9 protein-coding genes are annotated in these 13529 nt (G+C 62.2%); 8 read left to right on the forward strand and 1 reads right to left on the reverse strand.

Annotated elements, in window-relative coordinates; genetic code table 11:
• Position 1 precedes the first annotated feature (1 nt).
• Positions 2-2647, reverse strand: coding sequence for a pyruvate dehydrogenase (acetyl-transferring), homodimeric type (aceE, locus tag BM300_RS14480; RefSeq protein WP_072340037.1), 2646 nt, complete (start codon positions 2645-2647; stop codon positions 2-4).
• Between the two features lie 382 nt (positions 2648-3029).
• Between aceE and glnE the strand changes: the two genes are divergently transcribed.
• From glnE to BM300_RS14520, 8 genes are all read left to right on the forward strand, one after another.
• Positions 3030-5981, forward strand: a complete 2952-nt coding sequence (gene glnE, locus BM300_RS14485; protein WP_092146696.1) for a bifunctional [glutamate--ammonia ligase]-adenylyl-L-tyrosine phosphorylase/[glutamate--ammonia-ligase] adenylyltransferase — start codon at positions 3030-3032, stop codon at positions 5979-5981.
• A gap of 187 nt (positions 5982-6168) precedes the next feature.
• Positions 6169-7203, forward strand: a complete 1035-nt coding sequence (waaF, locus tag BM300_RS14490) for a lipopolysaccharide heptosyltransferase II (protein ID WP_072340041.1) — start codon at positions 6169-6171, stop codon at positions 7201-7203.
• A 1-nt stretch (position 7204) separates the two neighbouring features.
• The gene (gene waaC, locus BM300_RS14495; protein ID WP_063323228.1) at positions 7205-8263 is read left to right on the forward strand and encodes a lipopolysaccharide heptosyltransferase I; all 1059 of its coding nucleotides are present in this window, start codon (positions 7205-7207) and stop codon (positions 8261-8263) included.
• Entirely contained in the window at positions 8263-9387 is a 1125-nt protein-coding gene (locus tag BM300_RS14500) for a glycosyltransferase family 4 protein (RefSeq protein ID WP_092222382.1), read from the forward strand. The genes waaC and BM300_RS14500 overlap by 1 nt, the downstream gene beginning before the upstream one ends.
• A complete protein-coding gene (rfaP, locus tag BM300_RS14505) occupies positions 9384-10190 on the forward strand; it encodes a lipopolysaccharide core heptose(I) kinase RfaP (RefSeq protein ID WP_092146691.1) in 807 nt (268 codons plus the stop codon). Before BM300_RS14500 ends, rfaP begins: the two co-directional genes overlap by 4 nt.
• Complete coding sequence (locus BM300_RS14510) at positions 10190-10924, forward strand: lipopolysaccharide kinase InaA family protein (RefSeq protein WP_092146689.1); 735 nt, start codon at positions 10190-10192, stop codon at positions 10922-10924. Before rfaP ends, BM300_RS14510 begins: the two co-directional genes overlap by 1 nt.
• Positions 10921-11673 carry a lipopolysaccharide kinase InaA family protein gene (locus BM300_RS14515; RefSeq protein ID WP_092146687.1) on the forward strand — a complete coding sequence of 251 codons (753 nt, stop codon included), beginning with the start codon at positions 10921-10923 and terminating at the stop codon, positions 11671-11673. The genes BM300_RS14510 and BM300_RS14515 overlap by 4 nt, the downstream gene beginning before the upstream one ends.
• The gene (locus tag BM300_RS14520) at positions 11673-13133 is read left to right on the forward strand and encodes a lipopolysaccharide kinase InaA family protein (RefSeq protein WP_092345503.1); all 1461 of its coding nucleotides are present in this window, start codon (positions 11673-11675) and stop codon (positions 13131-13133) included. The genes BM300_RS14515 and BM300_RS14520 overlap by 1 nt, the downstream gene beginning before the upstream one ends.
• Positions 13134-13529: the final 396 nt, after the last annotated feature.

Here is a 13529-nt window from a genome sequence, read left to right on the forward strand (position 1 = left end):
CTCAGCAGTCCAGTGGGTTGCGTTTTTCTGGATCGATGCCGAACTTGGCGATGGCTTCGGCCACCACTTTAGGTTCGATATCGCCACGGTCAGCCAGGGCTTCCAGGGCTGCCAACACAACGAACTTACGGTCGACTTCGAAGAAGTGACGCAGCTTCTTGCGGCTGTCGCTACGGCCGAAACCGTCGGTGCCCAGCACTTTGAATTCCTTGGAAGGAACCCACTGGCGGATCTGCTCGGCGAACAGCTTCATGTAGTCGGTAGACGCGATGACCGGACCTTTGCGGCCGTTCAGGCATTCTTCGACGTAGCTCAGCTTTGGCTTCTGGCCTGGGTGCAGGCGGTTGCTGCGCTCTACGGCCAGGCCGTCGCGACGCAGTTCGTTGAAGCTGGTGACGCTCCAGACGTCGGCGCCGACGTTGAACTCTTCACGCAGGATCTTCGCTGCCTCACGCACTTCGCGCAGGATGGTGCCCGAGCCCATCAACTGGACGTGGTGCGCCGCTTCGCGGGTGTCTTCTTCGAGCAGGTACATGCCCTTGACGATGCCTGCCTCGACACCGGCCGGCATGGCTGGCTGCTGGTAGGACTCGTTCATTACGGTGATGTAGTAGAAGACGTCCTGTTGTTCTTCGGTCATCTTCTTCATGCCGTCCTGGATGATCACCGCCAGCTCGTAGCCATAGGTCGGATCATAGGTGCGGCAGTTCGGGATGGTCCCGGCCAGCATGTGGCTATGGCCGTCTTCGTGCTGCAGGCCTTCACCGTTCAGCGTGGTCCGGCCTGCGGTACCGCCGATCAGGAAGCCGCGGGTACGGCTGTCGCCGGCCGCCCAGGCCAGGTCGCCGATACGCTGGAAGCCGAACATCGAGTAGAAGATGTAGAACGGCAGCATCGGCTGGTTGTGGCTGGAGTACGAAGTACCGGCGGCGATGAAGGAGCTCATGGCACCTGCTTCGTTGATGCCTTCTTCGAGGATCTGGCCCTTCTTGTCTTCGCGGTAGAACATCACCTGGTCTTTATCGACTGGCTCGTAGAGCTGGCCAACGGACGAGTAGATGCCCAACTGGCGGAACATGCCTTCCATACCGAAGGTACGGGCTTCGTCCGGGATGATCGGAACGATGCGCTGGCCGATTTCCTTGTCCTTGACCAGTTGCGCGAGGATCCGCACGAAGGCCATGGTGGTGGAAATTTCACGGTCGCCCGAGCCGTCCAGGATCGCCTTGAGGGTCTCCAGTGGTGGGGTCGGAACGCTGAAGCTCTTGGCGCGACGCTGCGGCACGAAACCGCCCAGTGCGGCACGGCGCTCGGCCAGGTAACGGGCTTCGGCGCTGCCTTCTTCAGGCTTGAAGAACGGCAGGTTTTCCAGCTCGCTGTCCTTGACCGGAATGTCGAAGCGGTCGCGGAACAACTTCAGGCTGTCGACATCGACTTTCTTGGTGTTGTGCGCGGTGTTCTTCGCTTCGCCGGCGCCAGTGCCATAACCCTTGATGGTCTTGGCCAGGATGACGGTTGGTTGTTCCTTGTGGTTGACCGCTTCGTGGTACGCCGCATAGACCTTGTACGGGTCGTGGCCGCCACGGTTGAGTTTCCAGATCTCGTCGTCGGACAAGTCGGCAACCATCGCCTTGAGTTCAGGCGTGTTGAAGAAGTGCTCACGGACGAACGCGCCGTCCTTGGCCTTGTAGTTCTGGTACTCGCCGTCGATGACTTCGTCCATGCGACGTTGCAGGATGCCGTCGACGTCCTTGGCCAGCAGTGGGTCCCAGAAACGGCCCCAGATGACTTTGTTGACGTTCCACTGGGCGCCACGGAACACGCCTTCGAGTTCCTGGATGATCTTGCCGTTGCCGCGAACCGGGCCGTCGAGGCGCTGCAGGTTGCAGTTGATGACGAAGATCAGGTTGTCCAGCTTCTCGCGGCCGGCCAGGGAAATCGCGCCCAGGGATTCTGGCTCGTCGCACTCGCCGTCACCCATGAAGCACCAGACTTTCTGCTTGCCTGGCTGGATGAAGCCACGGGCTTCCAGGTACTTCATGAAGCGTGCCTGGTAGATCGCCTGGATCGGGCCCAGGCCCATGGAAACGGTCGGGAACTGCCAGAAGTCCGGCATCAGCCAAGGGTGCGGGTACGAAGACAGGCCGTTGCCGTCCACTTCCTGGCGGAAGTTGTTCATCTGGTCTTCGGAGATGCGGCCTTCCATGAACGCACGGGCGTAGACGCCTGGCGATGCGTGGCCCTGGAAGTAGATCAGGTCGCCGCCGTGTTCGTCGGTCGGGGCCTGGAAGAAGTAGTTGAAGCCGATGTCATACAGCGTCGCGCTGGAGGCGAAGCTGGAGATGTGACCGCCCAGGTCAGAATCTTTCAGGTTGGTACGCATGACCATGGCCAACGCGTTCCAGCGTACCAGCGAGCGAATGCGGCGTTCCATGAACAGGTCGCCAGGCATGCGTGCTTCGTGGGTAACGGGGATCGTGTTGCGGTACGGCGTGGTGATGGCATAGGGCAGTTGCGAACCGCTGCGGGTTGCGAGTTCGCCCATACGGGTCATCAGATAATGAGCACGGTCTTCGCCTTCTTTGTCGAGAACCGATTCCAGGGCGTCCAGCCATTCCTGGGTTTCGACGGGATCGAGGTCTTGCATGGCTTGCTCCAGGGCGGAAAGGCTACCAGAATCGGTTGCCTGAGTTTGCGACTGGCCTTGTGGGCAGACGATATAAATTCTTGGATTGCCGAAGGTTGTTTCGGCGGCGTGTAGTTTTACTACAAATCGTCGACCGTTTCAGCCTTTCGAATGTATAGACGAGTAGTAAAACTACACATGAGCGGCTTATGGCCCCTCGTTTCGTTGTGAGAATAATCGTTACTGTTGGTCATTAGCCAACTCGTACAGGTAAAAACTTGATGCCGGCTGCCAATAAAATCAGATTTTCAGCTATTTATCATCTTTGTTCGACAGTCGATCAGGTAGTGTATTTGGAAAAAACACTACATCCAGCCTCTCCCGCGCCGATCAAGGATAGACCATGAGCCTGCCCTCGCTTGTCCCAATATCGGAAACGGTGCCGGCCATTCTCCAGTCATTGGTCAGTCGTGCCGAGCAGTCGTTCCGTGCGGTGGTCGCCTTGCTCGACGACGACCACGGGCTGTCGGCCTGGACCCCGCAGCGCTGGGAGGCGTTCAACCGTATTGCCGCCGCCAGCGACTTTGTCATCGAGCAGAGTCTCCGCGACCCGGTAATGCTGCTGGAGCTGGTGCGCAGCGGCGAGCTGGACCGCAGCCTGGCGTCCGGTGAAATGTGCGCGCAGATCGGTGCCGCCGTGCGGGCCGCCGAGACTGAAGAAGAACTGGGCCGCGTCCTGCGCCGCCAGCGAACCCGCCAGCAGGTACGGATCATCTGGCGTGACCTGACCCGCCAGGCCGACCTGGTCCAGACCTGCCGCGACCTCTCGGACATGGCCGACACCTGCATCGACCAGGCCTATCGATGGTTGTACCAGCGCCTCAGCCAGCAATTCGGCACACCCACCGGACGGCGCAGCGGCGAGCCGCAGCAGATGGTCATCCTGGGCATGGGCAAGCTGGGTGCCGTGGAGCTGAACCTGTCGTCGGACATCGATCTGATCTTCGCCTACCCCGAGGGCGGCGAAACCGTTGGCGTCAAGCGACCACTGGATAACCAGGAGTTTTTCATTCGTGTCGGCCAGCGCCTGATCAAGGCCCTGGACCCGATGACCGTCGACGGTTTTGTGTTCCGCGTCGACATGCGCCTGCGCCCCTATGGCTCAGCCGGTGCCCTGGTGCTGAGTTTCAATGCCCTGGAGCAGTATTACCAGGACCAGGGCCGCGACTGGGAACGCTACGCCATGATCAAGGCGCGTGTGGTGGCGGGCGACCAGGTGGCCGGTGCCCAGTTGCTCGACATGCTGCGCCCGTTCGTCTATCGCCGTTACCTGGATTTTTCCGCCATCGAAGCGTTGCGCACCATGAAGCAGCTGATCCAGCAGGAGGTGCGGCGCAAGGGCATGGCCGACAACATCAAGCTGGGCTCGGGCGGCATTCGTGAGGTGGAGTTCATTGCCCAGGCGTTCCAACTGATCCATGGCGGCCGCGACCTGAGCTTGCAGCAGCGTCCGCTGCTCAAGGTGCTGGGGACACTCGAAGGCCAGGGCTATCTGCCGGCCAAGGTGATCGACGAGCTGCGCCAAGGCTATGAATTCCTGCGTTATACCGAACATGCGATCCAGGCCATCGCCGATCGCCAGACCCAGATGTTGCCGGACAACCCGCAGGACCAGGCGCGCATTGCGTTCATGCTGGGTTTTGCCGACTGGTCGGCCTTTCACGAGCAATTGATGTACTGGCGAGGGCGTGTGGCCTGGCATTTCGGCCAGGTCATCGCCGACCCGGATGAAGAGGCGGGTGGCGAGAGCGAAGTCGTGGTGGGCGGTGAATGGTTGCCGTTGTGGGAAGACAGCCAGGATGAAGAGGCGGCGTGTCGTCAGTTGGAGGAGGGTGGCTTCGTCGATGCACCTAAAGCCCTCAAGGCCTTGGCCGCCCTGCGCGGCAGCCCGCAACTGCGCGCCATGCAGCGCCTGGGACGCGAGCGTCTGGATGCCTTCATTCCACGCCTGCTGGCCCAAGCCGTGGAACATGCCGATCCAGACCTGGTGCTGGAGCGGGTGCTGCCCTTGGTCGAAGCGGTAGCCCGCCGCTCGGCCTACCTGGTGTTGTTGACGGAAAACCCTGGCGCCCTGCGCCGTTTGCTGACGTTGTGCGCGGCGAGCCCGTGGATTGCTGAACAAATCACCCGTTTCCCCTTGCTGCTCGATGAATTGCTCAATGAGGGCCGGCTGTTCAAGCCGCCCTTGGCGCCGGAGTTGGCGGCAGAGTTGCGTGAGCGCCTGACGCGCATCCCTGAGGATGACCTTGAGCAACAAATGGAGGCGCTTCGGCATTTCAAGCTGGCGCACCGCCTGCGGGTGGCCGCCTCGGAAATCGCCGGCAGCCTGCCGCTGATGAAAGTCAGCGATTACCTGACCTGGCTGGCCGAGGCGATTCTCGAACAAGTGTTGGCCCTGGCCTGGCGCCAGACGGCCGCCAAGCACGGCGTGCCTTTGCGCACCGATGGCAGTCTGTGCGATCCGGGCTTCATTATTGTCGGTTATGGGAAAGTCGGCGGCCTGGAATTGGGACATGGTTCCGACCTGGACCTGGTGTTCATCCACGATGGCGATCCGCACGCGGAAACCGACGGTCCCAAACCCATCGATGGTGCGCAGTTCTTCACCCGGCTCGGCCAGCGGATCATTCATCTGCTGACCGCGCAGACCAACTCCGGGCAGTTGTATGAAGTGGATATGCGCCTGCGGCCATCCGGGGCGTCGGGGTTGCTGGTCAGTTCGCTCGGGGCGTTTGCCCGTTACCAGGAGAATGAAGCCTGGACCTGGGAGCATCAGGCGTTGGTGCGGGCGCGGGTGCTGGTGGGCAGCCAGGACGTGGGCCAGGCGTTCGAGAAGGTCCGCGGCCAGGTGCTGGGGCGCAAGCGTGACTTGCCGACGCTGCGCCAGGAGGTCAGCGAAATGCGCGCCAAGATGCGCGACAACCTGGGCAGCAAGGTCACCGCCGCCGGAACCGCGCCAAATGCCTTCGAGGCCACGGCGCCCTTCGACCTCAAGCAGGATGCCGGAGGTATCGTCGATATTGAATTTATGGTGCAATACGCGGCTCTGGCGTGGTCCGAGGAACACCCATCGCTGGTGCGCTACACCGATAACATCCGCATTCTGGACGGGTTGCAGGAAGTCGGGCTGATGTCGGCCGAAGATGCCACGCTGTTGCGCGAAGCCTACAAAGCCTATCGCTCCGCCGCTCACCGCCAGGCCTTGCAGAAAGATGCCGGGGTGATCGCAGGCGACCAGTTCGTGGAGGAGCGTCGGCAGGTGCTGCGGATCTGGCGGGAGCTGGGGCTGAGCTGAAGCTTAAAACGTGGGAGCGGGCTTGCTCGCGAAAGCGGAGTGTCAGTCAACTGGGATGTTGAATGTGCCGGCCTCTTCGCGAGCAAGCCTGCTCCCACAGTAGATTGCCGGTTTTTTCGCGACCTGAGCCACAGTGATTCTCGAGGCGGGGAGGCGTAGGCCTCCCCGTAGCGTTTTTGGAAACTACATGAATATTCTGATCGTTGGGCCCAGCTGGGTCGGTGACATGGTGATGGCGCAGACACTGTTCCAGTGCCTGAAACAGCGTCATCCGCAGTGCGAAATCGACGTCCTGGCCCCCGAGTGGAGCCGGCCGATCCTTGAGCGTATGCCCGAGGTACGCAAGGCCTTGAGCTTCCCGCTCGGCCACGGCGTGCTGGAGCTGGCGACCCGTCGGCGCATTGGCAAATCCCTGGCCGGTCAGTACGACCAGGCGATTGTGTTGCCCAATTCGTTGAAATCGGCACTGGTGCCGTTTTTCGCGGGCATCCCCAAGCGCACCGGCTGGCGTGGCGAGTTTCGCTACGGCCTGCTCAACGACGTGCGCACCCTGGACAAAGAGCGCTACCCGCTGATGATCGAGCGCTTCATGGCCTTGGCCTACGAGCCTGGGACCGAGTTGCCCAAGCCGTATCCACGACCGAGCCTGCAGATCGACCCGCTCACCCGCGAAGCGGCGCTGGCCAAGTTCGGCCTGAGCCTGGACCGACCGGTATTGGCCCTGTGTCCGGGGGCCGAGTTCGGTGAGTCCAAGCGCTGGCCGGCCGAGCATTACGCCCAGGTTGCCGAGGCGAAGATTCGCGAAGGCTGGCAGGTCTGGCTGTTCGGCTCGAAAAAAGATCATCCGGTGGGCGAGGACATCCGCTCACGGCTGATCCCGGGCCTTCGGGAAGAGTCGGTAAACCTCAGCGGCGACACGTCCCTGGCCGAGGCCATCGACCTGTTGTCCTGCGCCGATTCGGTGGTCTCCAACGACTCCGGCCTGATGCACGTGGCCGCGGCCCTGAATCGCCCATTGGTGGCGGTCTACGGTTCCACCTCGCCGGGCTTTACGCCACCGTTGGCCGACCAGGTCGAAGTCGTGCGGCTGGGTATCGAGTGCAGTCCGTGCTTCGACCGCACCTGTCGCTTCGGTCATTACAATTGCCTGCGCCAGCTCATGCCATCGTCGGTGAACGAGGCCCTGGAGCGTTTGCAGGGCACACCCGTGGAGGTTCGGTAACTTGCGGGTATTGCTGATCAAGACCTCTTCGCTGGGGGATGTGGTCCACACCCTGCCGGCGCTGACCGACGCGGCGCGGGCGATTCCCGGCATCAAGTTCGATTGGGTGGTGGAAGAAGGCTTTGCCGAAATCCCCACCTGGCACCCGGCCGTGGGCAAAGTCGTTCCGGTAGCGATCCGTCGCTGGCGCAAGAACCTCTGGCAAACCATCAAGAGTGGCGAATGGCGACGCTTCAAGCAGAGCGTGCGGGCCGAAAAGTACGACCTGGTCATCGACGCCCAAGGCCTGCTGAAAAGCGCCTGGCTGACTCGCTACGTCAAGGCTCCGGTGGCCGGTCTGGATAAAAATTCGGCGCGTGAACCCCTGGCGGCGCGCTTTTATTCCCGGCGCCTGGCGGTGGCCCGTGGTCAGCATGCGGTCGAGCGCGTACGGCAGCTGTTTGCCCTGGCGCTGGGGTATGACTTGCCGCAGACGCTGGGTAACTATGGCCTCAACGTCGATCGATTGGTGGAATTGCCACGCCCCTATCCCTACGTGGTGTTCCTGCACGGCACGACCTGGGAGTCCAAGCATTGGCCCGAACTTTACTGGCGCCAGCTCACCGAGCGCATGGGGCAGTTCGGCGTGGTGGTAAAACTGCCGTGGGGCAACCCCGCCGAAAAGGCCCGGGCCGAACGCATCGCCAACGGGTTGCGCAACGCCCTGGTGCTGCCGAAGCTGAACCTCGGCGGCATGGGCAAGGTGCTTGCCGGTGCCCAGGCCTGTGTGGCCGTGGACACCGGTCTCGGTCATCTGGCTGCGGCCCTGGACGTACCGACCATTTCGTTGCTTGGCCCGACCAATCCGGTGCTGACCGGCGCCTACGGCAAGGGCCAGATCCATCTCGCCAGCGATTTCCCCTGTGCGCCTTGCATGCAAAAGCAGTGCACTTACCCACCCACCGCCGAAGATGCCCGGCGGTTTGACCTGAAACGCGAGCAGCCCCTGTGCTTCACGCGTCTGAACCCCGAGCGTGTTGCCAGCCACCTGAGCACGTTATTGGCTGAGGAGTCGCGCTGATGCAATTGGCTTTTGTCCTTTATAAGTACTTCCCCTTCGGTGGCCTGCAGCGTGACTTCATGCGCATCGCCCTGGAGTGCCAGCGACGCGGTCACCAGATCCGCGTCTACACGCTGATTTGGGAAGGTGACGTGCCGCCCGGCTTCGAAGTGCTGGTCGCGCCGGTCAAGGCGCTGTTCAACCATCGCCGTAACGAGAAGCTCAGTGCGTGGATGGAGGCCGACCTGGCCAAGCGCCCGGTGGACCGTTTGATCGGCTTCAACAAAATGCCCGGCCTGGACGTGTACTACGCTGCCGACGGCTGCTTCGAAGACAAAGCGCAGAACCTGCGTAATTCGCTGTACCGGCGCTGGGGCCGCTACCGGCATTTCGCCGAGTACGAGCGGGCGGTGTTCGCCAAGGATGCCAAGACCGACGTGCTGATGATTTCCGAAGTCCAGCAGCCACTGTTCATCAAGCACTACGGCACACCGCTTGAGCGCTTTCACCTGCTGCCGCCGGGCATCGCCCAGGACCGGCGTCGGCCCGCCGACGCCGACGAGATCCGCGCGGCGTTCCGGGCCGAATTCGAACTGGCCGATGACGACCTGCTGCTGGTGCAGATCGGTTCCGGGTTCAAGACCAAGGGCGTGGATCGCAGCCTCAAGGCCCTGGCCGCGCTGCCCGCCGAATTGAGAAAACGCACCCGGTTGTTTGTAATCGGCCAGGACGACCCCAAGGTATTCCAACTGCAGAGCGCCGCACTGGGGCTCGGTGATAATGTGCGGTTCCTCAAGGGGCGCAGCGACATCCCGCGTTTCCTGCTGGGTGCCGACCTGTTGATCCATCCGGCGTACAACGAGAACACCGGCACCGTACTGCTCGAAGCGCTGGTGGCCGGATTGCCGGTGCTGGTCAGCGCGGTGTGTGGGTACGCCCATTACATCGCCGAGGCCGACAGTGGCCTGGTGCTGGACGAGCCGTTCGAACAAGCCCAGCTCACCGAGTATCTGGGCCGCATGTTGAACGATGCCGATGCCCGGACGGCCTGGAGCCGCAACGGTCTGGCCTTCGCCGAGACGGCCGACCTCTACAGCATGCCGCAGCACGCGGCCGATGTGATTTTGGCGGAGCACACACAATGAAGTTGATGCTGGCCGAACCGTTCAAGAGCCTTTGGGCCGGGCGCGATGCGTTCACCGAAGTCGAAGCGCTCAAGGGCGAGGTCTATCGTGAACTGGAAGCCCGGCGCACCTTGCGCACGGAGGTGGACGGTCGCGGCTTTTTCGTGAAGATCCACCGTGGCATCGGTTGGGGCGAGATCTTCAAGAACTTGTTCACCGCCAAGCTGCCGGTCCTCGGGGCAGGGCAGGAGTGGAAGGCTATCCAGCGTTTGCAGGAGGCTGGCGTGCCGACCATGACCGCTGTCGCCTACGGCGAGAAGGGCAGCAATCCGGCGGACCAGCACTCGTTCATCGTCACCGAAGAGCTGGCGCCGACCGTCAGCCTCGAAGACTTCAGCATCGACTGGGTCAAGCAGCCGCCGCCACCGGCACTCAAGCGTGCCCTGATCGCCGAAGTGGCGCGCATGACCGGCATGATGCACCGCGCCGGGGTCAACCATCGCGACTGCTACATCTGCCACTTCCTGCTGCACACCGACAAGCCGGTGACGCCTGCCGACTTCAAGCTTTCGGTGATCGACCTGCACCGTGCCCAGACCCGTCCAGCCATTACCGCTCGCTGGCGCAACAAGGACCTGGCGGCGCTGTATTTCTCGGCGCTGGACATTGGCCTGACCCGGCGCGACAAATTGCGTTTTCTCAAGGGCTATTTCCAGCAGCCGTTGCGCCGGATCCTCGCGGAAGAGGCGTCGCTGCTGGCCTGGCTCGAAGGCAAGGCCAACAAGCTGTATGCCCGCAAGCAGCGATACGGGGACGCGCTCTGATGTCAGGTTGGACACTGGAGCCGGCCTACGCCGACCTGGCGCAGGATTTCGGCAGCCTCGAGGCGGTCTTCGCGTTGCAAGGGGAGCGTTTGACCCGTGATCCGTTGTCAGAGGTGATCCGGGTGCAGCGCAACGGTGTGAATTACTACGTCAAGCGCTACGTCGGGGCGGGCAAGGGCTTGCGCCGTTACCTGGGCAGGCCGCGGGTCAAGTCCGAATGGCAGAACCTCAAGCGCTTCGCCAAGTGGGGCATCCCTACCGCCGAAATCGTCGCCTGGGGCCTGGAGCGAAACGGCGCGGCCTATGCCCGTGGCGCGATGATCACCCGCGAACTGCCGCATACAGAAGACCTCTCGGCGCTGGCCGAGCGTTGCGATCCGAGGCTGGCCGACCGCGCCTGGGTTGAAGGCGTGAGCCGGCAACTGGCCGGTTACACACGGACCATGCACGAGCAGCGCTTCACCCATAATGATCTGAAATGGCGCAACCTGCTGGTCGATGACCAGGCGAAGCTGTTCCTGATCGACTGCCCGAACGGCGACTTCTGGCGCGGCTTCTGGCTCAAGTACCGCATCACCAAGGATTTGGCGTGCCTGGACAAAGTGGCCAAGTATCACTTGTCGGCCACGCAGCGCCTGCGGTTCTACCTGCAATACCGCCAGCGCGACCGGCTCAATGCGTGCGACAAGAAACGCATCCGTCACGTGGTGAGATTTTTCGAGGGGCGTGAATGACTGATTTTCTGGCCGCTGAAGACCGGGCGTTGTTGCAACGTCATGGCCTGGACAGCTTCGAGGCCTTGTGGGCGCGGCAACTGGACGCGGTGGACGTTCCCAACACCTTGGGTGACGGCTGGAGCAGTGTGTTCCGGCTGGACCTGGAGGGGCAGGGCTATTACCTCAAGCGCCAGAGCAATTACCTGACCCGGACCTTGTCCCACCCGTTTGGCGAGCCGAGTTTTTCCCGGGAGTTTCGCAACATCAGCCGATATCGCCAGTTGGGGATTCCGGCCCTGCAAGCGGTGTTCTATGGTCAGCGCAAGGTGAATGGCGAGGTGCGAGCGGTCTTGCTGACCCGAGCCCTGGACGGCTGGGATGACCTGGATTCACTGCTGCGGCGCTGGTCGACCCTGACGGCGGCGCAACGCACCACCATTTTGAAAGCCTGCGGCCAGTTGGCGCGGCGTCTGCACGGCATGCATCAGGTGCACGGTTGTTTCTATCCAAAACACATCTTTCTGCAAGCCAGCGATAGCGGTTACCAGGCGCAATTGATTGATCTGGAAAAGACCCGGCCACTGCTGTTCGGCCTGCGAGATCGGATCAAGGACCTGGAGCCGTTGCTGCGTCGCGCCTCGATCTGGAGTCACGACGAGGTGCGCCAATTGCTGTCTGTTTATCTGGACCAGCCGCTCGACGGAGCGCTGGTCGATAACTGGATGACCCGCCTGACCATCCGGCGCAGCCACAAGGAAGCCCGTTGATGCACTTGTCCGAACTGAAGAACGCCGGCCGCAGTCCCAGCCTGCCCCTGAGCCTGGAGCTGGCCGATGCCGCCGGTCCGGCGAAGTTGCAGCTGCTTTCGCTGTTGCGGGTGTTGCCGGGGCAGCGTTACGTTGGCGCGGGCGTCTGGCGCGGCCGGCCGGTGCTGGCCAAGTTGTTGGTGGGCAGCAAGGCCGCCCGGCATTTTCAACGGGAACTGCAAGGCGTGCGCCTGCTGGCGGAGCAAGGGTTGACGACGCCGCTGTTGCTCGCCGATGGCCTGAAAGAGGGTGAAGGCGGCTGGTTGTTGTTCCAATTGCTCGAAGGCGCCGAGAGCCTGGGGGATGCCTGGAAACAGGTCGAGCACCTGCCATTGCTGGCTGACGAGCAAACGGCGGTATTGGCCGAAGCCCTGGGCGCTATCGCGCAATTGCACAGCAAAGGCCTATGGCAGGAAGACTTGCACCTGGACAATCTGCTGCGGCACGACGGCAAGCTCTACTTGATCGACGGCGCCGGCATCCGTGCTGAAACCCCAGGTCAACCGCTGTCGCGGCAGAAAGTCCTGGAGAACCTGGGAGTGTTTTTCGCTCAGCTTCCCAAAGCCCTCCAGCCGTTCAATGAAGAGCTGTTGGTGCATTACCTGCTAGGCAACGCCGAACACGCGCTGCCCATGGAAGCGCTGCAAAAACAGATCGACAAGGTGCAAGCCTGGCGCCTGAAGGATTTCCTCGCGAAAGTCGGGCGCGAGTGCAGCCTGTTCAGCGTGCAACGCGGGGCGTTTGGCCTGCGGGCGATCCGCCGTGATGAAGAAGCGGCCATGACACCGGTGCTAGAGCAGGCCGATGCATTGCTCGACCAGGGACACCTATTCAAGACCGGCGGCGCGGCCAGTGTCGGCAAAGTCGAGGTGAACGGTCGCACCTTGGTGATCAAGCGCTACAACATCAAGAACTTCGCCCATTGGCTCAAGCGCTTCTGGCGCCCGAGTCGCGCCTGGCATTCCTGGCGCGAAGGCCATCGCCTGGCCTTTCTCGGCATCGCCACGCCCAAGCCCCTGGCTCTGCTGGAAAAGCGTTTCCTGTGGCTGCGTCGCGGTGCTTACCTGGTCACCGAACACCTGACAGGGCCGGACATCATCGAATGCTTCGGCCCTTATGTGCAAAACGGTGACGCCCCCGAGACGGAATTGCTGGCGCTGGATCGCTTGTTCGCGGACCTCATCCGCGAACGCATCAGTCACGGCGACTTCAAGGGCCACAACCTGTTCTGGCAGCAAGACCGCTGGGCGTTGATCGACCTCGACTCGATGTGCCAACACCGCACCCACGCCAGCTTCGCCCAGGCCTACGCCCGTGATCGCGCGCGGTTCATGCGTAATTGGCCGCAGGACAGTGCGTTGTATCGGATGATTGATGGGCGGTTGCCGAAGGACGTCGATACCGCGCCATCTGTCTTGTAACCGGTCACCGTGGCGAGGGAGCTTGCTCCCGCTGGGCTGCGCAGCAGCCCCAAAACCATTCAGCGCGGTGTGCCAGGAAAAAATAGACGGTAGGTCTTGCGGCTGCTGCGCAGCCGAGCGGGAGCAAGCTCCCTCGCCACGGACCGCGTACACCTTCAGGCCGAGAAAGGGGCGGATTCGGGTTTGAAATGGACTGCCGCTATCGGCTATCGCGAGCAAGCTCGCTCCCACAGGTTTTTGTATCGTCTGCAAACATTGTGAGCATCCGCAAACCATGCGGGAGCGAGCTTGCTCGCGATAGCGGTGGTTCAGCTACAGGGATGCTGACCGCACTACGGGGAGGAAGGTTTGGGGGGAGGGGTATTTGCGCTCCAGAAAGCGAAAAGCCCCGATGAA

It is taken from the genome of Pseudomonas sp. NFACC46-3, assembly GCF_900114515.1.
GTDB classification, from domain to species: domain Bacteria; phylum Pseudomonadota; class Gammaproteobacteria; order Pseudomonadales; family Pseudomonadaceae; genus Aquipseudomonas; species Aquipseudomonas fluorescens_Q.

Bases quoted from the DNA above. Each gene is read 5' to 3' on its own strand.
- aceE (WP_072340037.1), bottom strand. From the start codon at position 2,647: ATGCAAGACCTCGATCCCGTCGAAACCCAGGAATGGCTGGACGCCCTG.
- glnE (WP_092146696.1), top strand. From the start codon at position 3,030: ATGAGCCTGCCCTCGCTTGTCCCAATATCGGAAACGGTGCCGGCCATT.
- waaF (WP_072340041.1), top strand. From the start codon at position 6,169: ATGAATATTCTGATCGTTGGGCCCAGCTGGGTCGGTGACATGGTGATG.
- BM300_RS14500 (WP_092222382.1), top strand. From the start codon at position 8,263: ATGCAATTGGCTTTTGTCCTTTATAAGTACTTCCCCTTCGGTGGCCTG.
- rfaP (WP_092146691.1), top strand. From the start codon at position 9,384: ATGAAGTTGATGCTGGCCGAACCGTTCAAGAGCCTTTGGGCCGGGCGC.
- BM300_RS14510 (WP_092146689.1), top strand. From the start codon at position 10,190: ATGTCAGGTTGGACACTGGAGCCGGCCTACGCCGACCTGGCGCAGGAT.
- BM300_RS14515 (WP_092146687.1), top strand. From the start codon at position 10,921: ATGACTGATTTTCTGGCCGCTGAAGACCGGGCGTTGTTGCAACGTCAT.
- BM300_RS14520 (WP_092345503.1), top strand. From the start codon at position 11,673: ATGCACTTGTCCGAACTGAAGAACGCCGGCCGCAGTCCCAGCCTGCCC.